The organism is Rheinheimera sp. F8, from assembly GCF_001518915.1.
In genome coordinates, this window is the sequence record NZ_CP013656.1 from 166,979 (window position 1) to 189,576 (window position 22,598).

The following is a 22,598-nucleotide window of genomic DNA, read 5'->3' on the forward strand; positions in this document are numbered from 1 at the left end:
ATTTTATAAAAACGGCGACCAGGCCGGCGATTTAACCCGGCCATTGGTAGCTGGCAACCTTGCTTTAAAGCGACCATCCATGGACACCAGTGCCAGTACTTGGGTATTACTACCATGCAAAGTACTATAGATAATCATTGAGCCATTCGGCGCAATGCTCGGTGACTCGTCCAGGTAAGTACGAGTCAGCACTTGCATAAACTTTGTAGTTCTATCCATGCGGGCGATATTATACTGACCGTTTGTCCGGTTTACCATAACTATTGCTTGACCATTTGGCGTATATTTGCCTGCCAGGTTCATTTCACCCTCAAAAGTAACCCGGGAAACCTGGTTTGAGCCCAGTTCTACAGAATAAAGTTGTGGGCGGCCACCGCGTTCGGATGAAAACAAAATACTTTTTCCATCTGGTGCCCAAGTAGGTTCTACATCAATTGCGCGGTGTGGTGCAACTTTAGTTAATGCTTTAGTGGCAATGTCCATCACATAGATTTCTGAATTACCATCTTTTGACAATGTCATTGCCATTTTGCGGCCATCCGGCGACCACACCGGTGAACCGTTAATGCCTTTAAATGAAGTCAGAATACTGCGACGGGCGGTATACACATCCTGAATGTAAATCTGCGATTGTTTACGTTCAAAAGTTACATACGCCAATTTAGTTCCGTCGGGCGACCAGCTCGGAGACATCAACGGTTCTTTCGCCCGCAGTAATACTTGCTCGTTCTCACCGTCATAATCAGCAACCACTAACTGATAACGATATTCCTGCTTATCACGGACCAGCACATAAGCAATCTTCGTAGAAAACGCACCACGTTCACCGGTCAGTTTTTCGTAAATCACATCACTCATGCGATGAGCATATTGCCGGAACTGCTTACCGGTAATGGTAATTTCACTGGCATGCAGGATATGATTGGTACCACCCACAATACGGCCTGCGGCATTCATCATTGGCTGGCCAACGCCGCCTTTCGCTTTCACCACATCGACAAGCTCGTAGCTAATGGTGTATCGATCCATTCCTACTTCTTTGATAGTACCCATCACAACAGCTTCAACACCAGTTCTGTCCCAGGCGCTGGCATTAAACTGGCTGCTGTTTTGTGGTTGTTGTGGCATCCGCATAGCATTGATTGGATTAAATTTGCCACTGCGCATTAAATCGGCAGACACAATCTGGCCGATATCCTGTGTCGGTTTTGTAGCACCAACAAAAGCGAAAGGAACAATGGCCACGGGGCGCGCACTGTCTACACCTTCGGTAATGATAATTTCCAATGAGGCTTGGGCGTAGCTGGCCATCAGCGCCGCTACTGCAATCACTGACTTCGTTATCCATCTGAAATTCATAAAGTCTCGTCTCTGTTATTTCTTAAACGGTAATTTCAATTCACGGAATTCCTGGTTTAAATCAGGATCTTCCGGCATCGGGAAACGACCAACCCGGTTAATCGCATTTTCCGCGGCACTACACACACCGGCGTCACCACCGACAATATTAAGACTGGTGACAAAACCGTTACTGGCCAGTTTCAGCTCAATAATACATTCTTTGCCATTCATTGTGTCATCGGTAAACCAGCTTTGGCGGACCCGTTCGACAATCATTGCAACATAACGCTGTTTTTCGGTCAGTAACTGGCCTTGACGCGCTGCACGACGCGCTTCGTCAGCTTCCTCAGCCAGCTCATCTTCGAGCATCAGCTCTTCAGCTGCCTGGTCAAGCTCCTGCTTCCGCAATTTATCTTCGGCCTTTTTCTTTTTAAGAGCATCGGCTTTTTTCTTCGCGTCAGCGGCTTTTTTCTTTTTTAGTTCTTCTTCTTTCTTTTTCTTTGCTAATTCTTCTTTCTTTTTCTTTTCGGCTTCCGCCTTTTTGCGTTCGTCGTCTTTTTTCTGCTTATCCAGCTTTTCTTTTTCTTTTTTCTTTTTCAGCGCAACATCGGCTTCTTGTTTTTTCTTTTTCGCTTCTTCCTGCTTCTTACGAACCTGGATTTCTTTTTGTTCCTGGATCTTCCTTTCTTCTTCCTGCTTTTGCAGTTCTTCCTGCGGATCTTCTTCCGGTTCAGGTTTTGGCTCAGGTTTTGGTGGTTCTTTTTTCGGTTCAGGCTTTTTGCGTGTTGGCTTGTCAGCTTCTTTCAGATTGGGATTTTCGACCACACTGGCCTGCAACGGTGCATTCGACGCCGAATACAACGGCACTTCGACCACTTCATTTTTATCAAAAAAGCTGAAATTGATAAACATCGCCAACAACAATGCAAGATGAAGAGACGCTGATATCTGCAGCGCCTTTTTAAACGCCGGTTCCATCTTACTTAGACTCCACGTCTTCAGTCATCAGTCCGACTGCAGGGGCGCCAGCTTCTTTCAACATGTTGAGTAAATGGATCACTGAGTTGTAATCAACCCGGCCGTCCGCTTTGATAATTACCTGGGTGCCTGGTTCAATCGTCAGAGTGCTCATGACTTCTGCCTGCAGCGCTTCAGCGTTAAACGGACCTTTCTGCACGCTGTCTTTCTCGAAGTAATACAGTCCTGCTTCGTCAATAGTCGCAACAATAGGCGTTTTGTTGTCTTTCATCTGTTCGATAGGTTCTGCCTTGGATTTCGGCAGCTCGACCTTCACGCCCTGCGTAATGATTGGTGTAGTGACCATGAAGATAACCATCAACACCAGCATCACGTCGATATACGGGACTACGTTAATCTCCGCCACCATCCGGCGTTTTTTACGCACGTACATCAGTGACTGTCTCCGCTGCTGACAGCCTGACGGTGCAGGATGTTGGAGAACTCTTCAACAAAGTTCGCATAGGAGTTTTCCAGCTGCTCGACGCTGTGAGAGAACTTGTTGTAGGCGATAACGGCAGGGATCGCCGCGAACAAACCGATCGCTGTTGCGATCAAAGCTTCCGCGATCGGCGGTGCAACCATCGCCAGTGTGGCTTGTTGCACTGCACCCAGAGCCATGAACGCGTTCATGATCCCCCAGACTGTGCCGAACAAGCCGATATACGGACTGATCGACCCAACGGTAGCCAAAAATGGTAAATGCGCTTCCAGACGCTCAACTTCACGGGAAAGCCCTACTCGCATTGCGCGCTGTGTTCCTTCCATCACGGCACCTGGTGAGCGCGCTGACGTTTTATGTAAGCGGGCAAACTCTTTAAAACCGGCTTTGAACAGGGATTCCATACCGGTCACGCTGGCTCGTGCACTGACTTCATTATAAAGCTTGGATAAGTCAATACCGGACCAGAATCGGTCCTCAAACTTTTTGCTTTCATCCAGTGCCTGGCTCAACGCCTTATTGCGTTGAATGATCATGGCCCAAGACACAATGGAAGCGGACATCAGTATCAACATGACGATTTTTACAACGATACTGGCTTCGAGAATAAGACTTAGGACTGAAAGCTGGCCTGCCACCGGGAAACACCTCTGAACATCTGAAAAAGGCTAGAAATTTGGGCGCTATGATATTGGACACCCGTGTTTAACTCAACAGCGCGCTGTCGGCATTTGTAAAAATATTTCAGAACTGACAAAAGCCAGCTACACCTGAGTTCATTCAGTCCATGCAGGTTCGGCTAAAGTTCCTGAATCTACGATGAATTGCCGGATTTTAACGATAGGTGGCAATTATCCGCCCGCATCATAAACAGTACTTTTATTAATGCAAGCATTGGTCTTACCAATTTCATATTGTCACACAAGTCGCTCTGGCATTGGGTTTTGTTTATTACAATTTAATATTCATGAATTCTGCATGAATATTCGCATTAGTATTTATAATGTCATTCGGCAATTTTTCTAGTTTGAAGTAAATATTCTAAATCTCTAGAATGCGCAGCGTGTTCTCCACTAGCGCAACGGTCCAGACCGAGGGTTTTGGATTGTAGTGAAGTTCACAGAGCGATTGGGTAGATGTTCCATCTGCCGGGTTGCTCAACATGTTCCCTGGATTTTTTGAAGTCTTACTTCAACTTGTTGCATTGCCCGCTCCCTGAGCGGGTTTTTTTTGTCTGTAATTCAGCAAATGCAGGCGTGCGTCATGCCACTGCAAAGACGCAGTGGTATGCCTTAGTTCAGCTTTCCTGTTTCGGCAGGTCAAACCCAAAATGACGATAGGCATGCGCCGATACAATTCGGCCGCGCGGCGTGCGCTGAATAAAGCCTTGCTGGATCAGATACGGCTCGATGACATCTTCAATGGTTTCCTTTTCTTCACCGATAGCCGCAGCAAGGTTATCGAGACCCACCGGTCCGCCCATAAACTTTTCAATGACCGCCAGCATCAACTTGCGGTCCATATAGTCAAAGCCATGGGCGTCAACATCCACCATCAACAGCGCCTGATTGGCAATATCCACATCGACTTTGCCTTGCGATTTCACCTGCGCGTAGTCGCGCACCCGGCGCAACAAACGGTTGGCAATACGCGGCGTGCCACGGGAACGTCGGGCGATCTCTGTTGCTGCAGCCAGATCCAGCGGTAAATTTAAAAAATCAGCAGAACGCTGCACAATAGTGGCAAGCTCTTCCGTCTTATAAAACTCCAGCCGCTGCACGATGCCGAAACGATCCCGCAGCGGTGAAGTCAAAGCGCCAGCACGTGTGGTGGCACCAACCAGAGTAAAAGGTGGCAAATCCAGTTTAATCGAGCGCGCGGCCGGTCCTTCGCCAATCATGATATCCAGCTGATAGTCTTCCATCGCCGGGTAAAGGATCTCCTCGACCACTGGGCTTAACCGATGGATCTCATCAATAAACAGCACATCATTCGGTTCGAGATTGGTTAACAGTGCCGCCAAATCGCCGGCTTTTTCCAATACAGGCCCCGAGGTTTGTTTGATATTCACACCCATTTCATTGGCGACAATCATCGCCAGTGTGGTTTTACCCAACCCAGGTGGGCCGAAAATAAGTAAATGATCCAGTGGCTCTGCCCTGCCCCGTGCCGCTTCGATAAAAATCGCCATTTGTGCCCGTACGTGATCCTGACCGGTGTAATCGGCCAGCGATTTGGGCCGGATCGCCCGATCAATGACTTCTTCTTCAATTCGCGCTGTCGGTGCTACCAAGCGATCCGCTTCGATCATCATTCTGGCCTTTTCTTAAATCATTGATTTGAGTGCAGCTTTGATAAGCTGTTCACTGCTGAGCTCTGGTTTGAATACTTTTTTAACCGCCGCAGCCGCCTGCGATTGACTATAACCAAGACTCAACAAGGCGCCGACTGCATCCTGCTCCGGACTATCCTGCAAGGCAAACTGTTGGACTTCATCATCGCCCAGTACCAGGTGTTCGGTGACAGGAGTGTCGATATTCAACCCCCAGTCTTTTAACCGGTCGCGCATTTCCACTAACAGCCGTTCGGCCGTCTTTTTGCCGACGCCTGGCAGTTTCACCAGCGTGCTGATGTCATTGGCCTGCACACAACGGACAAACTGACTGGCGGTCAGGCCGGACAAAATAGTCAGCGCCATTTTCGGGCCAATACCATTGGCTTTTATCAGCTGACGAAACAGACTGCGTTCGGCGACCGAACTAAAGCCGTACAGCAGCTGTGCATCTTCGCGCACAACAAAATGGGTATAAATAACCGCTTCCTGACCGGTCGCAGGCAAACTGTAAAAACTGGTCAGTGGCAACTGTACTTCATAACCGACACCACCCACTTCCAATAAAATTTCCGGCGCCTGCTTTTCCAGCACCACTCCGCGTAACCGCCCAATCATGAAAACCTGCCTGAAAACTTCGTAAGAAGGATTTGTATTAAGTTACATCAACGCAAGCGGCCACGCACCGTCTTGCTGGCCTGACCGGCCAGATGGATCAGACTTTGCTGCGTATGGCCATGACACAATGCGACAGCCAGGGCGTCAGCGGCATCCGCCTGCGGGTTTGCCGGTAGCTTCAGCAAGGACCTGACCATATGCTGCACTTGTTCCTTGGCGGCAGCACCAGTGCCGACCACGGACTGCTTCACCTGGCGCGCGGAATATTCGTAAACCTCAAGATCGGCAAATTTTGCCGCAACAATCGCTGCACCGCGAGCCTGTCCCAGTTTCAGTGCTGAATCCGGATTGCGTGCCATAAAAACCTGTTCGATCGCAAACACGGTCGGCTGGGTTTGCAAAATAATCTGGCTGACGCCGTCAAAGATTTGTTTCAGCCGATCCGGCATCTCAGTCAGCGTCATGCGGATACAGCCGCTGGCGATGTATTCAAATTTACTGCCGTGTTGACGGATCACGCCGTAACCGGTCAACCGGCTTCCCGGGTCAATCCCCAGAATAATATTCACTATTCTACCAGCGCCAAGACGTCATCGGCGATGTCGGCGTTGTGATATACGTTTTGTACATCATCAAAATCTTCAAGCATATCAATCAATTTAAAGAACTTCACCACAGTATCGGCATCGATTTCAGCTTTGGTCGACGGCACCAGACTGACTTCAGCGTGCTCAGCCAATAAACCGGCCCGTTCCAGGCGTTCTTTCACATCGACAAAAGCTTCTGGTGTGGTGACCACTTCAGCAGAACCATCGTCATGCATCACCACATCATCAGCGCCGGCATCCAGTGCAAGTTCCATCAGTTGATCTTCGCTGACGCCGGGGGCAAAGCTCAGCATGCCCTGACGACTGAATAAATAAGAGACCGAACCGTTGGTGCCTAAGTTGCCACCATATTTAGTGAAGGCGCTGCGCACATCCTGTACGGTTCTTTTATGATTGTCGGTTAACGTTTCGACGATGATGGCAACGCCATTCGGACCATAGCCTTCGTACACCAGCTCTTCAAAGTTTTCACCGTCACTGTCTCCAGCGCCACGTTTTACCGCGCGGTCTATCACATCACGGGACAGGTTATTCACTAAAGCCTTAGCAATAGCGGTGCGTAAACGGGGATTACCATCCGGATCAGGCCCTTGCTTGGCCGCTACGGTCAGCTCGCGGATCAACTTAGTGAATATTTTGACTTTTTTGGCATCCTGACGCGCCTTGCGGTGCTTCATATTGGCCCATTTACTATGTCCGGCCATCATGGTCTCCTTCATCCGCCGAAAACAAAGTTCCGGCACTACAATCAACGTGTTGCGGCGATACAGATAAAAACGGCGACCAAAGTCGCCGTTTTACTGTTTATTCACAGCTTATTATTTCTGTTCTTTAATCACAACCTGCACACTCAGCTCAGCAAGCTGCTGTGGATTGGCAAAACCGGGCGCATCCGTTAATGGGCATGCGGCAGTAGCTGTTTTCGGGAACGCCATCACGTCACGAATAGAGGTAGCACCAGTCATCAGCATCACCAGACGGTCCAAACCAAAGGCCAGACCTGCATGCGGTGGCGCACCGTAGCGCAGCGCTTCCAGCAGGAAGCCAAACTTTTCAGCTGCTTCTTCATCGCTGATGCCGAGTAACTGGAAGACTTTGGCCTGTACGTCTGAAGAGTGGATCCGCACAGAACCACCACCCAATTCAGTGCCGTTTAGCACCATGTCGTAGGCATTGGACAATAAATTGCCCAGATCTAACTCAGCCATTGGCGTATTGAGAAACGCATCAGTATCCAGTGGCGAAGTAAACGGGTGATGCACTGCAGAGAAGCTGCCATCATCGTTTTCTTCAAACATCGGGAAATCGATGACCCACAGCGGACGCCAGCCCGGTACCGTCAGACCTAATTCTTCACCCAGTTTCAGGCGCAATGCCCCCATCGCTTCACACACCACTTTGTAACGGTCAGCACCAAAGAAAATCAGGTCGCCGTTTTGGGCACCGGTACGTGTCAGCACTTCAGCAATAATTTCCGGGCTCAGGAACTTCGCAACCGGTGACTGAATTCCATCCACGCCGGCATTGATATCGTTGACTTTCAGCCAGGCCAGACCTTTGGCGCCATAGATACCAACAAAAGCCGTATAGCCATCAATGTCTTTACGCGACACTTTCTCAGCCGCACCTGGTACTTTCAGCGCAACCACACGGCCTTTCGGGTCGTTAGCTGGGCCTGAAAATACTTTGAATTCAACATCTTTCACTAAATCAGCAATGTCGACAAACGACATTGGGTTGCGCAGATCCGGCTTGTCTGATCCATACAAACGCATAGCTTCGTTGTAGGTCATTTGCGGGAACTCGCCGAGATCAACCTGCAGCATTTCGTTAAACAGCTGACGCGCCATTTTTTCGGTCACAGCCCGTACTTCAACCGCACTCATAAAACTGGTTTCGATATCGATTTGGGTGAATTCAGGCTGACGGTCTGCGCGTAAATCTTCATCACGGAAGCATTTAACGATTTGGTAATAACGGTCCATGCCAGCCATCATCAGCAGTTGTTTAAACAGCTGCGGTGATTGCGGCAGTGCAAAGAACTGGCCTTTATGGGTGCGGCTCGGCACCAGATAATCGCGGGCACCTTCCGGCGTTGCTTTGGTCAGGATCGGCGTTTCAATATCCATAAAACCATGGCTGTCCATGAAATTACGGACAAAACTGGTGACCTTGGCACGGAACTTCAGGCGGTCGCTCATCAGCGGACGACGCAAATCGAGATAACGGTATTTCAGCCGCTGCTCTTCAGAATTGTTTTGATTAAAGTCCAGCGGTAACGCCGGCGATTTATTTAATATGGTCAGGCTCGATGCATACACTTCAACAGCACCTGTTGCCATGTCGGCGTTGACCTGAGAATCCGGTCGTGCTCTGACACTGCCTTCGATTTTTACGCAAAATTCAGCACGTAATTCAGCAGCCTGCGCGAACAACTCGGTCAGATCCGGATCAAAGAACACCTGTACCAAACCTTCACGGTCACGTAAATCAACGAAAATCAACCCGCCCAAATCACGGCGACGATTGACCCAACCACATAATGAAACCTGTTGACCTACGTGTTGCGCGGTGAGTGCACCGCAATAATGGCTACGCATGAACTTATCCTTTAAACCGGTCGAGCTGCGCTTACAGCGGAAAAATGAGCGCCAATTATATAGAAATGACCGACAATGTCACGGCCCCAAATCGCCATTCTGGACAGAAAGCCACAACGATATGCAATACACATCAGCGGCTGAATCGGTATTGGCCTTTGCCGCTTTGTTTAGCCAGATACATCAGACTATCCGCCGATTTCAGTAAACCATTACTGTCGATGCCATCGTCTGGGTATAAGGCAATGCCGATACTGGCGCCTATCTTGGCCTGACAGACCGACAATTGCACCGGCTCAGCTAACTGCAGCAAAATTTTCTCTGCCACGATCGCTGCATCATCCCGGTCTAATAAACCAGTTAATAACACAACAAATTCATCGCCGCCAAAACGGGCCACAGTATCACTTTTACGCACACAATATTTCAGCATGCCGGCCACTCTTGTCAGCAATTCGTCGCCGACATCGTGGCCAAAGCTGTCGTTGACTGCTTTAAAGCCATCTAAATCAATGAATAACAAAGCCAACTTTTCCTGATGCCGCGCATGCTGCAATACGGCCTGCTCCAGACGCTCCTGCAACAGCGCGCGGTTGGCCAGCTGAGTCAGATCATCGTGTGTGGCCATAAAACGCATTTTTTGTTCCATGTCACGGCGTAACCCTACTTCACGGCGTAAAGACATATTCCAGAAAAATACTACAGCAAACAGCAATATCCCGGCGCCGACGACTTGCAACACCAGGGTGTAAACCCGGTCCTGAGCTAAATCTGGATCAAAATCCAACAGGAACCAGCGGTTACGGATCTCTGTCCGGTCCGCTTCTGACAAGGTCCGCAAGCCCTGATCAATAATTTGCAGCAATATCGGGTAATCTTTCCGCACCGCAAACAACGATGGCGTGACCGGCATATCAGCTGGCAAATGCATGCGCAGATTACTGTATTCTGGCTTACGCAAAGTGCCGCCGGTGACCATCAAAGTGTCGATGGCGAAATTCACCTGTCCTTGCTGCAGTAGTTCGAGGCTCTCATCATAATGCGATGTCGGCACAATCTTAATCTCAGGGAATTGCTGTTGCAGTAACAGATTGATGTCGTAGTCTTTTTCGATTGCAACTGAGCTGCCGTTTAATTCACGCATTGACGCGACCGATGATGTATGTCCGAGGCTAAGCAAGGCCCATTGTGAGGGCCAGAAATTCAGACTGAAATTCGCTTGTTTTTTGCGCTCCGGCGTATCGGCCATATTGGCAATCATATCGAGTTTGCCATCGAGGAAATCCTGTACCAGTTGCTGCCAGTCGAAATAAGGCACGGCCACCAGTTCAGTACCCAGCCGCTGATTCAACTTCGTCAGAATGTCCTGCGTCACACCTTTAAATACGCCATCCTGATCGACAAACTCCATCGGCGGCCAGTTCGCCATGACGCCAACCCGGATACTGTGGTGGTTTTTCAGCCACTCCTGTGCCTGCGGTGACAATGGCACTTGTTGCCGAAAACTATTATAAAATCCGGTCTCTGGCCGTGCCAGCCAGCGTTTCTCAATGGCTTCTAATTGGTCCTGCGTGATAGCCTGAAATCCCTGCCTGAGTTTATCTGCCAGTTTATTATCGTCAGCAGACACCAGAATTTGCAGTTCAGTCTGATAGCGGGGTTGCTCAAGCTTTTTGTAGGCATTCGCATTAGTTTGCAGAACCCGGTGCTGCATGACCAAATCGGCAATAAAAAATCCCGCGATTTCATTACGTTCAAATGCACGCACCATGTCCTCGAGCTTTTCGAAACTGCGGATTTGCAGCACCGGATAATCCTGCCGTAATTTCTCAACATAGGACGCGGCAGCAAACACTCCAATTGGCAGACTGACCTGACTGATCTCGCTAAACTTCTGGCCGGCACTGTAATAAAACGACGACATCAGGCGATAGACCGGCCACACCTGGCGCACACCTTCGGGAGTTTTACCGGCCACCGGATAGCCCATATGCGCATCGACCCGGCCTTGACGCAGTGTTTTTAAGCCTTCCGTCGTGGTCTCAGGGACCATCGCAATCGGGATCCCCGTTTGATCCGACCAAAGCTGCCACAGGTCAACCAACAGGCCTTGCGGCAAGCCATTGGGTGTTACATTCATTAGCGGCGGATTACCTTCCGCCATCGCCACTAACACGGTATTTTCGTCACTGATACCACTGAGCCAGCGCCGCTCCAGTTTTTCGACAAAACCTTCAGGCAAAGCCGTATAAGCTTGTCCCAAATGAGCGGACAGCTCAGGGCGATTGCGCAAAATTGCATAAGTCAGTTCGATTTTTTGCAAAGGCAGTTTGCGAAACAACGGAAATTGTTCCTGTAATTCCTTGATCCGGTCAAATCGCGGGCTTAAGCGGTCCTGCGCGGTGAAAGCACGGAGCTCTCCATTGAGTGCGGCGTTGTATAAGTCGTCCTGTAACGCATACTCGCGGACTATCACGCCCGGCACGGCCTGCTGCAACGAGACACTATTGGCTGATTGCTGCAAGGCGCCGATCAGATAAGGTTTAAGCTGCTGTAACTGGTTAACATTATTCAGGTCACGATGGACAAACACGTTGCTGTAGACGTTGACCAGCGTCGGCCCGAGCAAATATTGTTGTTCACGTTCGGGATTGCGGCTAAGGCCTGCCACCACATCAATATCACCATTGGCCAATGCCGTAGCGAGCTGGGTCCGGGGCAATACCCTGATCTCGAGATTTAAACCGGCAGTTTTTGCCAGTTGATTCCACAAATCGATCACCAACCCGACCGGTTTTTGTTGATTATCAGAGTAGACATAAGGGTAAATATCATCGTTGGTGCCAACAACCAGCCGCCCGGATGCCAGCACCGGATCTGCAGCTTTCAGCGGTGCAGCTGTAGCCCACAGGCTGCACAACATACAAATGACCGTTATGATATGCTTCAAATTGTACTCTCTGAACATCAGGCGCTGAGTGCCAGGCCGGACTTGTTATTATGTATTATCTTGGCTGCCCGATGTGGGCAAATGAACAATGGCGTGGCAGCCTGTTTGATGCCAGTTGCCCCGCTTCAGACTTTTTAGCCCAATACAGCCGATATTTCAATGCAGTAGAAGGCAATACCACATTCTATGCAGACCCCTCTGCCGCCACTGTTTTACGCTGGCAGGCAAATGCTGATGCAGGTTTTCGCTTCACATTAAAAGTCCCGCAACAAATCAGTCACCGCCTGCGAGGCTCAGAACGTGCTGCTGCGCTGGCCCAATGGTTGGAATTATTGCAACCACTGCGTGCTCAAATCGGCTTGTGTCATTTACAGCTCTCAGCACAATATCTGGTGACTGCAGATAATGATTTTCCTCTATTATTGCAGCAGCTACGTCAGTTCAGCCTGGTCGCTGTGGAAGTCAGGCATCCGGCACTCTTTACCAAAGGGGACGCGGAACAACAACTTCATCAGCTGTTACGGCAAACGGAATGTGAACGGGTCATTCTCGACAGCCGGGCGTTATTCGCGCAGGCACCACTGAGCGCCGCGCTGCAGGATGCACAGCAGAAAAAACCGCGGCTCCCGGTGCACGTTTGTGCACTGGGGCCGACACCAATGTTTCGTTTTATCGGTGTATCAAACCTGACAGCTAACCGGTCTTTTTATCAGCCCTGGTTGCATAAAATAGCGCAATGGCTCGAGGAAGGCCGCACGCCTTATGCATTTTTTCATACCGAAGACAATATCAGCGCACCATTATTGGCCCAGCAGTTTGCCCGGGAATTGTTTGAACTCTGTGGCGCAGACCATCCGGTGCTGCGGCCGTGGCCCGCTGATCTGGCTCCAAACCAAAATAGCCTGTTCTGAAGTTGTGCCCAAGCAGCCGGCTTTTTGCTACTATGGCGGCTGATTTCGCCAGCTTTTATCCCGCGTTGTGATGCAAAACATGATACAAAAAGATGCAATATACGCTGAGCCATTGGCTCAGGTGCAGGACTTCTGTTTCGACGCCGATGTCGTCGAAGTATTTCCGGACATGATCCAGCGTTCTGTACCTGGGTACCAGACCATTATCCAGACCATCGGTAAACTGACGCAACGCTACCAGCAAGCTAACAGCAATTATTACGACTTAGGCTGCTCACTGGGCGCTGCAAGCTTAGCAATGCGCCGGCAACTCAGCGACAGCAGCAGTAAAATCATTGCAGTCGATAACAGTCCGGCAATGGTTGAGCGTTGTCGGATGCATTTGCATGCTTTTCGCAGCGACGTGCCATTAGAAGTTCAGCTGGGTGATATCCGCGAATTAGCAATCGACAATGCCGCCATAGTGGTCAGTAATTTTACGCTGCAATTTTTACCAAAGGCCGACCGGGATGCTCTGGTTGCGCGCATTTATCAGGGACTGAAACCTGGTGGTATCTTCATCCTGTCGGAAAAAGTAGTGTTTGACGACGCTGTAACGCACGACTTGTTGATTGACCTGCACCACGATTTTAAACGTGCCAATGGTTATTCTGAACTGGAGATCAGTCAGAAACGCACCGCACTGGAAAATGTCATGCGTCCAGACACGCTGGTGCAACATCAGCAACGCTTTAGCGCCGCTGGATTCGACAGTTTCAGCGTCTGGTTTCAGTGTTTTAATTTCTGCTCCATGATCGCTGTTAAGCAAGGGAGCGCCATCAAGCAAGGGATCGCTGTTCAACAAGGAGCGTCAGATGCAGTGGTTTAACGATTTTTACGCGCTGATCGCCAAAACTAAACTGGCCCCGTGGCTAAATGTACTACCGGCGCAACTGAGTCATTGGCATAAAGAAGCCTTACATGGTGACTTTAAGCAGTGGCAAAAAGTACTGGATCACCTGCCAAAAACACAAACCGAACAAGTGAATCTGCAATCGGCCGTGCAGATTGGCGCGGCGGAGGAGCTGTCTGATGGCGCGCGCCAACGACTGGAAGTATTGCTCAAACAGCTGATGCCGTGGCGCAAAGGCCCTTTTGAGATCCATGGCCTGCACATTGATACCGAATGGCGCAGTGACTGGAAATGGGACCGGGTATTGCCGCATCTGGCACCGCTACAGCATCGCACAGTGCTGGATGTAGGCTGCGGCAGCGGCTATCACTTATGGCGGATGCGCGGTGCCGGCGCTGAACTGGTGGTTGGCATAGATCCGAGCCAGTTATTCTTTTGCCAGTTTCAGGCGATTAAGCATTTCCATCCGGATCCGGCGGTGCACTTGCTGCCCATCGGCATCGATGACATGCCGGAGTTAAAAACCTTTGATACTGTGTTTTCAATGGGAGTGTTGTACCACCGCCGCTCTCCGCTGGATTTTCTGCAACAACTGAAAAATCAGCTGCGTGCAGGTGGCCAGCTGGTGCTGGAAACCTTAGTAGTTCCCGGTGATGCGCAAACGGTGCTGGTACCCACCGACCGCTACGCGAAAATGCGCAATGTCTGGTTTATTCCAAGCACCGCAGCGCTGGAACTCTGGCTGGCCCGCGTCGGTTTTCGCGACATTCGTGTCGTCGATTTAAATCAGACCAGTGTTGAAGAACAGCGCGCCACCGACTGGATGCAAAATGAAAGTCTGGTTGATTTTCTTGACCCGACTGATCATAGTAAGACCATTGAAGGTTACCCAGCGCCGCTGCGGGCAGTATTTGTAGCAACCGCCTGATCTGTCAGAGGAATTTTATGCCGTACCGCCCCAAATCGACATTAGAACAATGGCGGATCCTGCAGGCAGTGGTTGATGCAGGCGGTTACGCACAAGCCGCTGAGTTACTTAATAAAAGCCAGTCCAGCCTGAATCATGCGGTGGCAAAACTGCAGAACCAGCTTGGTGTTGAACTGTTACACGTGGTCGGCCGCAAAGCCTTTCTGACAGCTGCCGGTGAAGTGATGCTGCGCCGCTCCCGTTTGCTGACGCAACAAATTGAAGATCTGGAATTGCTCGCCGCCAATATTGACATGGGCTGGGAGCCAGAACTGCGGCTGGCTGTTGAGATTATCTACCCGCGCGACAAGCTGTATCAGGCGCTGTCCGAGTTTTATCCGCTCAGTCGCGGCAGCCGGATCCAAATCATTGATACGGTGATCACCGGCAGCGCGGAAATGATCCTCGAAGCCAAAGCTGACCTGGTGATCACCGCAACGCCGATGGTGCCACGCGGTTATCTCAGTGAGCCGTTATGTATCACCCATATGGTGCTGGTGTGTGCACCGGAACACCCGCTGACGCAGATCGATGCACTGGACGCTGACGAGCTGTCGCAACATTTACAAATTGTGATCCGCGATACCGGGCAAAAACCGGCTGAAAACGCTGGTTGGCTAAAAGCAGAGCAACGCTGGACCGTCGGCAATTTTTATGAAGCGATGGTGATCCTGCAACGCGGCTTAGGTTTTTGCTGGCTGCCGGACTTCATCGTACAACAAGCCTTGCAGGACGGCGTGTTAGTCAGGCTGCAACTAAAACAAAGCACTGAGCGGCAAATCCCCCTGTCGCTGGTGATCCCCAAAGAAGACAAATTAGGCCCGGGTGGCCGGCAATTACGCCAGATCATTCTGGCGGCTCATGGCAAAACAGGACACTGAACATGAAACCTACTGAACTCTCTGAACTGATGTTACAAAGTGCAAAAGATGCTGTGTCTTATGCACAGGAAGATCATCAGGTCACGCTCGATCTCAGCCTTGAATCCTTGCCACTGGTCGATGTTTTGCTCAGCAGCATCGCCCACCAGCAACAAAAGCAGCGCATGTCAGATGCACATATGTTCGCGTTGTGTAATATTTTTGGCGCCTATCTGGGTCAGGTCTTTTTATCGGTAGTGGGTGGCCAATGGGTCCATCAGACTGGCGATGAAACCGCTCCTTATGTCAGCCTGAACTATAACAACAAAGAATTTCCGCTGGCGTCACTGGTCTATCACAAAGTCACAAAAAACCCGGATTTAAGTGTCAACGACTACGTCCGTCAGGCGATTAGCAACGCCATGCAATGACAGCGCTGAGTGCTACTCCTCAGTCCTGTGCCGGCGCGCGCCGATTAAACCTTTTGTCTTGCCGGCAAACAAGGTAAAATGCGCGCGTTTTTTTATGCCCTTTTAACTGAAGCCATCGAGGATAACCGTGAGCGAGCAAAAAACTTCATTAAGTTACAAAGACGCAGGGGTCGATATTGATGCCGGTGAAGCACTGGTCGATCGTATCAAAGGTGCGGTGAAGCGCACTACCCGCAAAGAAGTGATTGGCGGCCTCGGTGGTTTTGGCGCTATGTGTCAAATCCCAGCCGGTTATAAAGAACCGGTTTTAGTCTCAGGCACCGATGGTGTCGGCACTAAACTGCGTCTGGCGATGGACTTAGGTCGCCATGACAGCGTCGGCATCGACTTAGTTGCCATGTGTGTCAACGACATCGTGGTACAGGGTGCAGAACCACTGTTTTTCCTCGACTACTATGCGACCGGCAAGCTGAATGTCGATACCGCAGCGACTGTAGTTGAAGGCATCGCCCGCGGTTGTGAGTTGTCTGGTTGTGCGCTGGTTGGCGGCGAGACCGCTGAAATGCCAGGCATGTATCATGGCGACGACTATGATATTGCCGGTTTCTGTGTTGGTGTGGTGGAAAAAGCCGAGATCATCGACGGTAGCCTGGTCAAACCGGGTGACCAGCTGATTGCACTGGCCTCGTCTGGCCCACATTCCAACGGTTTTTCTCTGGTGCGTAAGATTCTCGAAGTCAGCGGTCAGTCGCCTGAAACCTTATTGGGCGAAAAGTCTCTGGCAGACCACCTGTTAGCGCCAACCCGCATCTATGTAAAAAACCTGCTGAATCTGATCAAACAACTGCCGGTGCACGCGCTGTGTCACATCACTGGTGGTGGTTTCTGGGAAAACATCCCGCGTGTATTGCCAGAGCACACTAAAGCCGTGGTCAACGAGCAAAGCTATCAGTGGCCAGCCATTTTCGACTGGTTACAACAACAAGGCAACGTCACCCGTTATGAGATGTACCGCACTTTTAACTGTGGTGTCGGTATGATCGTGGTGGTGAGCCCGGACAACCTGGACAAAGCGCTGGAATTGCTGCAACAGGCCGGTGAAAAAGCCTGGCATATCGGTGAAATCCAGTCTGCCGTCAGTGGTGATGCGCAAGTCGTGATCCCTGGTGTGAATGCATAACGATGAAATCCATTGTCGTGCTCATTTCGGGCAGTGGTTCTAATCTGCAAGCGATTCTCGATGCCTGCAAGGCCGGCTTTATTGCCGGTCGTGTCAGTGCAGTGATCAGCAATAAAGCAGAAGTGTTTGGCCTGACACGGGCAACTGATGCCGGCGTGCCGGCACTGCTGCTGGATCACAAACAATTTGCAGACCGCGCCAGTTATGATGCGGCACTGTGTCAGAGCATCGACCAGTATCAACCGGATTTGGTGGTGCTGGCCGGTTTTATGCGCATTCTGACGCCGGAATTTGTCGCGCATTACAGCGGCCGCTTGCTAAATATTCATCCGTCGTTATTACCCAAATACCAGGGGCTGAATACCCATCAACGTGCCATCGATGCCGGCGACACTGTGCACGGCTGTAGCGTGCATTTTGTCACCGCTGAACTCGATGGTGGTCCGGTCGTGTTACAGGCCAAAGTGCCGGTATTTCCTGAAGATGATGCTGCTGTTGTTGCAGCACGTGTGCATGAACAGGAACACCGGATTTACCCATTGGTCGTGCGTTGGTTTTGCCAGGACCGTTTACAACAACAAGCCGATAAGGCATTGTTGGACGGCCAGATCCTTTCACCGCATGGATATGCTGATGATGATGAATAAACAATGGCGCCTTCTGGCGTCATTTTTTTACCTGAGCCTGCTGACACCAGCCATGGCTCAACAAACGCCGGCAGCAGTGCCTGCCGCGCAGCCCGCAGCAGCTTTGACTATACCGGCCGGCCTCAAACCTTTTACAGCCAAATACCAGGTACTGCGCTCCGGCAAAGTGCATGGCGATGCTGAGCGCTACCTCAAACCCTGGGGGCAGGGTTTCGAACTGGGGTATAAAAGTAATATCAGTTGGATGATTTTCAAAGACGGACGCCATGAACGTTCGCGCTTTGTACTCAAAGACGGCCGGCTGCAGCCATTTTTTTATCAGCTGAAACGCTGGGGTACAGGCCCAGGCCGGCATTACGAGCTGAATCTGGATTGGACGAAGCACGAATTACTGACCGGGAAAGAAAAAGCACCTAAAACGGTGGAATGGAATGAACAATGGTTGGATCAGCTCAGTTATCACAGTCAGCTGGTGCTGGAACTGGCGGCCGGAAAAACTGAATTTAGTTTCGATGTGCTGACCCGGCACGGCGACTCGCGCAGCTATCAGTACAAAGTGACAGGTGAAGAAATGTTGTCGTTACCGGCCGGTAAAATCAACACCATCCGGGTGGAACGGGTCGGCAAAGATCTGGATAAACAGGTCGTCGCCTGGGTTGCACCTGAGCTGGATTACCTGCTCGTCAAGCTTTGGCAGGCGGAAGATAAAGTTGAACAATTTGACGTTCAGCTGCAAAGCTACCAGTTCAATCAATAGTCTGAAGCATCAGGTCGCCGGTTAAAACCGGCGCACCATCTCCCCGGCTTTCCATAAAATGGCGTCACCGGCAGACATCGCCTGCCAGGCTTCGTTGCAGGTCAGCGGCATGGTCGCGACTATAGTAACGACATCGCGCTCTGTGGTTTCCTGCGTAAAATCGATATCCACGTCAACATCCGACAAACGGGCCAGACCAAAAGGTGCCCGCCTTGTGATGTGATGCAATTTAGTGCTGCAATAACAAAACAGGTAATCGCCATCAGACAGCAATAAATTAAACACACCTTGTTGACGCAGCTCATCGCAGAGTTTTTTTACATACCCAAACAACTGTGGCCGGCTTTTAGGCCCCTGTGGATATTTCTCTGCCAGCGCCGATAAAATAAAGCAGAAAGCGCGCTCGCTGTCAGTGGTCCCGACCGGCTGAAACTGACCACATGGTAACTGTTTATAGTCGTTGAGCTGACCGTTATGTGCGTATGTCCAATAACGTCCCCACAGCTCACGGGTAAAAGGATGGGTGTTCTCCAGCGCCACCCGCCCACGATTGGCCTGCCGCACATGGGCGACTACCACATTACTTTTAATCGGGTAGTCGGTAATGAGCTCCGCCACGCGGGAATGATGACTGGCCGCCGCGTCTTTAAATGTCGAGACACCTTTGCCCTGATAAAAAGCAATGCCCCAGCCGTCTTTATGCGGGCCGGTATTGCCACCCCGCTCCCGCAGACCTTTAAAACTAAAACAAATATCAGTCGGTACATTGGCCGACATCCCTAACAATTCACACATAAGAACCTTCCAAATCCATATCCAGCGAGCCTATCAGTGCAACCTGCATCTGACCAGCACGAGATAGTTCTGCGGTATAACCAAAGTGTTATCCACAAAACTGTACAGTTGTTCAACTACACTTGGCGTGAACTGCATCTGCTTGCTCAGGAACTACTTGCAACTTGGCTTTAAGACTTATACCCTATCGCGGTTAGTGGTCAGACCTCTTATCAGGAGAACAAGATGGAATTACTCGTATTTATTGCTTTATTGCTGGTGCTGGTTGGCATTCTCGCCTACCACAGAGCCAGTCTGACGCTGTTTACCGCCGCGATCGGTGGTTTGTTGGTTCTCGGCAGCTTCTTTGGCACTGTAGGCCTGTTTGGCTGGATCCTGTTTGCCGCAGTTGCTTTACCGCTGAACATCGCCACTATTCGTCAGCAGCACATCACCAAGCCGCTGCTGAAACTGTACCGTAAAATCATGCCGGAAATGTCCACCACTGAAAAAGAAGCCATCGACGCCGGGACGACCTGGTGGGAAGGCGACCTGTTTCGTGGCAATCCGGACTGGCACAAATTACACAATTTCCCAAAACCACGCTTAAGCGCGGAAGAGCAAGCCTTCCTTGATGGCCCGGTTGAAACCGTGCTGCGGATGGTGGACGACTGGCATGTCACGCATGAACGTACTGACTTGTCGCCGGAAGTCTACGCCTACTTAAAAGATCAGGGCTTCTTCGCCATGATCATCAAAAAACAATACGGTGGCCTTGAGTTCTCTGCATACGCGCAATCTTGCGTGTTACAGAAACTGACCAGTAAAAGCATGGTGCTGTCGAGCACTGTGGGTGTGCCAAATTCATTAGGCCCTGGCGAATTGCTGCAGCACTATGGTACTAAAGAGCAGCAGGACTACTACCTGCCGCGTCTGGCCAAAGGTCTGGAAGTCCCTTGTTTCGCGCTGACTTCACCGGAAGCCGGCTCTGACGCCGGTGCAATTCCGGATTTCGGCGTGGTGTGTAAAGGCGAATGGGAAGGCAAAGAAATTGTTGGTATGCGCCTGACCTGGAACAAACGCTATATCACGCTGGCACCGATCGCGACAGTACTGGGGCTCGCGTTTAAACTACAGGATCCAGACAATCTGCTCGGTGAAAAAGAAGATTTGGGTATCACTTGTGCCCTGATCCCAGTCAGCACGGCAGGCGTGAAAATCGGCCGCCGCCACTTCCCACTGAACGTGCCATTCCAGAATGGTCCAACCCAGGGACAAGATGTATTTGTACCGCTGGACTACATCATTGGTGGTCCTGCCATGGCCGGTCAGGGCTGGCGTATGCTGGTTGAATGTCTGTCTGTGGGCCGGGCTATCACCCTGCCGTCAAACAGCACCGGCGGTATCAAATCAGTCGCTCTGGCAACCGGCGCATATGCCCGCATCCGTCGTCAGTTCAAATTACCGATCGGTAAAATGGAAGGCGTGGAAGAAGTGATGGCGCGGATTGGTGGGTATGCCTATATGTCTGATGCTTCCACGACCATGTCTGTTGGCTCTATCGACCTTGGCGAAAAACCATCGGTGATCTCTGCTATCACTAAGTACCATATGACCGAGCGCATGCGTCAGGCCATCATCGATGCGATGGATGTGCACGGCGGCAAAGGCATCTGTATGGGTCCAAACAACTACTTGGCCCGCGGCTATCAGGGCGCGCCAGTGGCTATCACGGTCGAAGGTGCCAACATTCTGACCCGCAACATGATCATTTATGGTCAGGGCGCTATCCGTTGCCATCCTTATGTTCTGGCTGAACTGCAGGCCGCACAGCTGGATGATGAACGTGCTGCCGTCACCGCATTTGACCGTGCTTTGTTTGGGCATATCGGTTTTAGTATCAGCAATTTCTTCCGTACGTTCTGGCTGTCGCTGACCAACAGCGCCTTCAGCCATGCGCCGGTGCAGGATGAAACGGCAAAATACTATAAACAAATGAACCGTTTCAGCTCTGCCTTAGCGCTGATGTCTGATATCGCGATGGCAACGCTCGGCGGTGATTTAAAACGCCGTGAACGCATCTCGGCGCGCCTCGGTGACATTCTGAGTATGTTGTACATTACCTCATCTATCCTGAAGCGTTACAACGATGAAGGCCGTCAGGTGCAGGATCTGCCGCTGGTACAATGGGGTTGTGAAGACAATCTGTACCGCGCCCAACTGGCGCTCGATGAGTTGTTTGATAACTTCCCGAATCGTGCTGTGGGTATCCTGTTTAAACGTGTGGTATTCCCGTTTGGCCGTTCATTACGTCGTCCGAGCGATCAGGTGGAACATCAGGTCGCCCGTATTATGCAAACACCGTGTGAAGCACGCTCACGGCTGGGCAGCCATCTGTATCTGACCGATGAGCCGAACAACCTGCTGGGTCAGCTGGAAAAAGCACTGACGGATATTCTGGCAGCGGAACCGCTGTTTGATAAAGTGATGCACGCGGCGAATAAAAAGCTGCCATTCTATCGCCTGAACGAAGTCGCCGAGCTGGGGCTGAGCCTTGGTGTTCTGAGTCAGGCAGAAGCTGAAAAGCTGCGTGTGGCCGAAGTAGGCCGGTTAAAAACCATCAATGTCGATGACTTTGACCCGATTGACATGATGGCGGATAAATCGCTGTTAGAGTCAGATAAAAAAGTGGCAGAACAAGCCGCTTAATCCCGACACTCTCAGCATATCAAAGCCGGCTACTCAGCCGGCTTTTTTTGTCTGCGATATAGGCATAACGCCAGACCATAGGCACGGCACTGAAATAACATGGAGGCAAATATAGATAGCTGTGTGAGCTGAGCTAACGAGTGACGGCTTGCGTCGACCTTAGTGCACTACTGGGGAAAATGTTGTGAGAGTTAACTGAATTACAGAAAAACAAAAACCCGCTATTGCGGGCTCTGAGAAGATGGTCGGTGATGCAAGATTCGAACTTGCGACCCCTTGGACCCAAACCAAGTGCGCTACCAAGCTGCGCTAATCACCGACATTTTTTTCTTCTTTACCAACTAACACGCTGAATTGGGGTGGCTGATGGGGCTCGAACCCACGACAACCGGAATCACAATCCGGGGCTCTACCAACTGAGCTACAGCCACCGCTGACTTCAACGTTCTCTTTAAGTAAATGGCGCGCCCGATAGGACTCGAACCTATGACCCACGGCTTAGAAGGCCGTTGCTCTATCCAGCTGAGCTACGGACGCATAACACGCGGCCACAGAAGCGCTC

Annotated in this window: 20 protein-coding genes and 3 tRNA genes; 9 read left to right on the forward strand and 14 right to left on the reverse strand. The window is 50.8% G+C overall.

The features are described 5' to 3' along the window. Window positions 1–3: 3 nt before the first annotated feature. The 10 genes from tolB to ATY27_RS00875 all read right to left on the reverse strand — a co-directional run bounded on the left by tolB (window position 4) and on the right by ATY27_RS00875 (window position 11,881). Window positions 4–1,359 carry a Tol-Pal system beta propeller repeat protein TolB gene (gene tolB / locus ATY27_RS00830; protein ID WP_208932256.1) on the reverse strand — a complete coding sequence of 452 codons (1,356 nt, stop codon included), beginning with the start codon at window positions 1,357–1,359 and terminating at the stop codon, window positions 4–6. A 15-nt stretch (window positions 1,360–1,374) separates the two neighbouring features. Then, window positions 1,375–2,319: a cell envelope integrity protein TolA gene (tolA, locus tag ATY27_RS00835; RefSeq protein ID WP_208932257.1), complete on the reverse strand. Its 945-nt coding sequence runs from the start codon at window positions 2,317–2,319 to the stop codon at window positions 1,375–1,377. A gap of 1 nt (window position 2,320) precedes the next feature. Beyond that, entirely contained in the window at window positions 2,321–2,752 is a 432-nt protein-coding gene (tolR, locus tag ATY27_RS00840; RefSeq protein WP_208932258.1) for a protein TolR, read from the reverse strand. Continuing rightward, complete coding sequence (gene tolQ / locus ATY27_RS00845) at window positions 2,752–3,438, reverse strand: protein TolQ (protein WP_208932259.1); 687 nt, start codon at window positions 3,436–3,438, stop codon at window positions 2,752–2,754. The genes tolR and tolQ overlap by 1 nt, the downstream gene beginning before the upstream one ends. 659 nt (window positions 3,439–4,097) lie before the next feature. Beyond that, window positions 4,098–5,111, reverse strand: coding sequence for a Holliday junction branch migration DNA helicase RuvB (gene ruvB / locus ATY27_RS00850; protein WP_208933373.1), 1,014 nt, complete (start codon window positions 5,109–5,111; stop codon window positions 4,098–4,100). Between the two features lie 15 nt (window positions 5,112–5,126). Beyond that, entirely contained in the window at window positions 5,127–5,750 is a 624-nt protein-coding gene (ruvA, locus tag ATY27_RS00855) for a Holliday junction branch migration protein RuvA (protein ID WP_208932260.1), read from the reverse strand. A 47-nt stretch (window positions 5,751–5,797) separates the two neighbouring features. Beyond that, window positions 5,798–6,319, reverse strand: a complete 522-nt coding sequence (gene ruvC, locus ATY27_RS00860) for a crossover junction endodeoxyribonuclease RuvC (RefSeq protein WP_208932261.1) — start codon at window positions 6,317–6,319, stop codon at window positions 5,798–5,800. Further along, on the reverse strand, window positions 6,319–7,062 hold the full coding sequence (locus ATY27_RS00865; RefSeq protein ID WP_208933374.1) for a YebC/PmpR family DNA-binding transcriptional regulator: 744 nt from the start codon (window positions 7,060–7,062) through the stop codon (window positions 6,319–6,321). Before ATY27_RS00865 ends, ruvC begins: the two co-directional genes overlap by 1 nt. A gap of 114 nt (window positions 7,063–7,176) precedes the next feature. Continuing rightward, window positions 7,177–8,958, reverse strand: coding sequence for an aspartate--tRNA ligase (gene aspS / locus ATY27_RS00870; RefSeq protein WP_208932262.1), 1,782 nt, complete (start codon window positions 8,956–8,958; stop codon window positions 7,177–7,179). Between the two features lie 133 nt (window positions 8,959–9,091). Further along, complete coding sequence (locus ATY27_RS00875) at window positions 9,092–11,881, reverse strand: transporter substrate-binding domain-containing protein (RefSeq protein WP_208932263.1); 2,790 nt, start codon at window positions 11,879–11,881, stop codon at window positions 9,092–9,094. Between the two features lie 77 nt (window positions 11,882–11,958). Between ATY27_RS00875 and ATY27_RS00880 the strand changes: the two genes are divergently transcribed. From ATY27_RS00880 to ATY27_RS00915, 8 genes are all read left to right on the forward strand, one after another. Further along, window positions 11,959–12,819, forward strand: a complete 861-nt coding sequence (locus ATY27_RS00880) for a DUF72 domain-containing protein (RefSeq protein ID WP_208932264.1) — start codon at window positions 11,959–11,961, stop codon at window positions 12,817–12,819. Window positions 12,820–12,898: 79 nt separating this feature from the next. Next, entirely contained in the window at window positions 12,899–13,687 is a 789-nt protein-coding gene (gene cmoA, locus ATY27_RS00885; RefSeq protein WP_244151379.1) for a carboxy-S-adenosyl-L-methionine synthase CmoA, read from the forward strand. Further along, window positions 13,674–14,639 (forward strand): tRNA 5-methoxyuridine(34)/uridine 5-oxyacetic acid(34) synthase CmoB, encoded by a 966-nt coding sequence (gene cmoB / locus ATY27_RS00890; protein WP_208932265.1) that lies wholly within the window; start codon window positions 13,674–13,676, stop codon window positions 14,637–14,639. Before cmoA ends, cmoB begins: the two co-directional genes overlap by 14 nt. 17 nt (window positions 14,640–14,656) lie before the next feature. Then, complete coding sequence (locus ATY27_RS00895) at window positions 14,657–15,559, forward strand: LysR family transcriptional regulator (RefSeq protein ID WP_208932266.1); 903 nt, start codon at window positions 14,657–14,659, stop codon at window positions 15,557–15,559. A 2-nt stretch (window positions 15,560–15,561) separates the two neighbouring features. Continuing rightward, window positions 15,562–15,969 carry a hypothetical protein gene (locus tag ATY27_RS00900; protein ID WP_208932267.1) on the forward strand — a complete coding sequence of 136 codons (408 nt, stop codon included), beginning with the start codon at window positions 15,562–15,564 and terminating at the stop codon, window positions 15,967–15,969. 127 nt (window positions 15,970–16,096) lie between these two features. Beyond that, a complete protein-coding gene (gene purM, locus ATY27_RS00905) occupies window positions 16,097–17,149 on the forward strand; it encodes a phosphoribosylformylglycinamidine cyclo-ligase (protein WP_208932268.1) in 1,053 nt (350 codons plus the stop codon). A 2-nt stretch (window positions 17,150–17,151) separates the two neighbouring features. Beyond that, window positions 17,152–17,796: a phosphoribosylglycinamide formyltransferase gene (gene purN, locus ATY27_RS00910; RefSeq protein WP_208932269.1), complete on the forward strand. Its 645-nt coding sequence runs from the start codon at window positions 17,152–17,154 to the stop codon at window positions 17,794–17,796. Further along, entirely contained in the window at window positions 17,783–18,553 is a 771-nt protein-coding gene (locus ATY27_RS00915; protein WP_244151380.1) for a DUF3108 domain-containing protein, read from the forward strand. The genes purN and ATY27_RS00915 overlap by 14 nt, the downstream gene beginning before the upstream one ends. Window positions 18,554–18,574: 21 nt before the next feature. Here the strand turns inward: ATY27_RS00915 and ATY27_RS00920 are convergent, their stop codons facing one another. Beyond that, a complete protein-coding gene (locus ATY27_RS00920) occupies window positions 18,575–19,348 on the reverse strand; it encodes a class II glutamine amidotransferase (RefSeq protein WP_208932270.1) in 774 nt (257 codons plus the stop codon). A gap of 225 nt (window positions 19,349–19,573) precedes the next feature. Here ATY27_RS00920 and fadE point away from each other — a divergent pair, with 225 nt between their 5' ends. Next, a complete protein-coding gene (fadE, locus tag ATY27_RS00925) occupies window positions 19,574–22,036 on the forward strand; it encodes an acyl-CoA dehydrogenase FadE (RefSeq protein WP_208932271.1) in 2,463 nt (820 codons plus the stop codon). Between the two features lie 242 nt (window positions 22,037–22,278). Here the strand turns inward: fadE and ATY27_RS00930 are convergent. The 3 genes from ATY27_RS00930 to ATY27_RS00940 all read right to left on the reverse strand — a co-directional run bounded on the left by ATY27_RS00930 (window position 22,279) and on the right by ATY27_RS00940 (window position 22,573). Next, window positions 22,279–22,355, reverse strand: a tRNA-Pro gene (locus tag ATY27_RS00930). A 36-nt stretch (window positions 22,356–22,391) separates the two neighbouring features. Then, a tRNA-His gene (locus tag ATY27_RS00935) sits at window positions 22,392–22,467 on the reverse strand. Window positions 22,468–22,496: 29 nt separating this feature from the next. Beyond that, window positions 22,497–22,573 (reverse strand) — tRNA-Arg (locus ATY27_RS00940). Between the last annotated feature and the right edge of the window lie 25 nt (window positions 22,574–22,598).

What these genes read in the sequence shown, in the direction of transcription:
- tolB (WP_208932256.1), bottom strand. Translation starts at nt 1,359, where the DNA reads ATGAATTTCAGATGGATAACGAAGTCAGTGATTGCAGTAGCGGCGCTG.
- tolA (WP_208932257.1), bottom strand. Translation starts at nt 2,319, where the DNA reads ATGGAACCGGCGTTTAAAAAGGCGCTGCAGATATCAGCGTCTCTTCAT.
- tolR (WP_208932258.1), bottom strand. Translation starts at nt 2,752, where the DNA reads ATGTACGTGCGTAAAAAACGCCGGATGGTGGCGGAGATTAACGTAGTC.
- ruvB (WP_208933373.1), bottom strand. Translation starts at nt 5,111, where the DNA reads ATGATCGAAGCGGATCGCTTGGTAGCACCGACAGCGCGAATTGAAGAA.
- ruvA (WP_208932260.1), bottom strand. Translation starts at nt 5,750, where the DNA reads ATGATTGGGCGGTTACGCGGAGTGGTGCTGGAAAAGCAGGCGCCGGAA.
- ATY27_RS00865 (WP_208933374.1), bottom strand. Translation starts at nt 7,062, where the DNA reads ATGGCCGGACATAGTAAATGGGCCAATATGAAGCACCGCAAGGCGCGT.
- aspS (WP_208932262.1), bottom strand. Translation starts at nt 8,958, where the DNA reads ATGCGTAGCCATTATTGCGGTGCACTCACCGCGCAACACGTAGGTCAA.
- ATY27_RS00875 (WP_208932263.1), bottom strand. Translation starts at nt 11,881, where the DNA reads ATGTTGTGCAGCCTGTGGGCTACAGCTGCACCGCTGAAAGCTGCAGAT.
- ATY27_RS00880 (WP_208932264.1), top strand. Translation starts at nt 11,959, where the DNA reads ATGTATTATCTTGGCTGCCCGATGTGGGCAAATGAACAATGGCGTGGC.
- cmoA (WP_244151379.1), top strand. Translation starts at nt 12,899, where the DNA reads ATGATACAAAAAGATGCAATATACGCTGAGCCATTGGCTCAGGTGCAG.
- cmoB (WP_208932265.1), top strand. Translation starts at nt 13,674, where the DNA reads ATGCAGTGGTTTAACGATTTTTACGCGCTGATCGCCAAAACTAAACTG.
- ATY27_RS00895 (WP_208932266.1), top strand. Translation starts at nt 14,657, where the DNA reads ATGCCGTACCGCCCCAAATCGACATTAGAACAATGGCGGATCCTGCAG.
- ATY27_RS00900 (WP_208932267.1), top strand. Translation starts at nt 15,562, where the DNA reads ATGAAACCTACTGAACTCTCTGAACTGATGTTACAAAGTGCAAAAGAT.
- purN (WP_208932269.1), top strand. Translation starts at nt 17,152, where the DNA reads ATGAAATCCATTGTCGTGCTCATTTCGGGCAGTGGTTCTAATCTGCAA.
- ATY27_RS00915 (WP_244151380.1), top strand. Translation starts at nt 17,783, where the DNA reads ATGATGATGAATAAACAATGGCGCCTTCTGGCGTCATTTTTTTACCTG.
- ATY27_RS00920 (WP_208932270.1), bottom strand. Translation starts at nt 19,348, where the DNA reads ATGTGTGAATTGTTAGGGATGTCGGCCAATGTACCGACTGATATTTGT.
- fadE (WP_208932271.1), top strand. Translation starts at nt 19,574, where the DNA reads ATGGAATTACTCGTATTTATTGCTTTATTGCTGGTGCTGGTTGGCATT.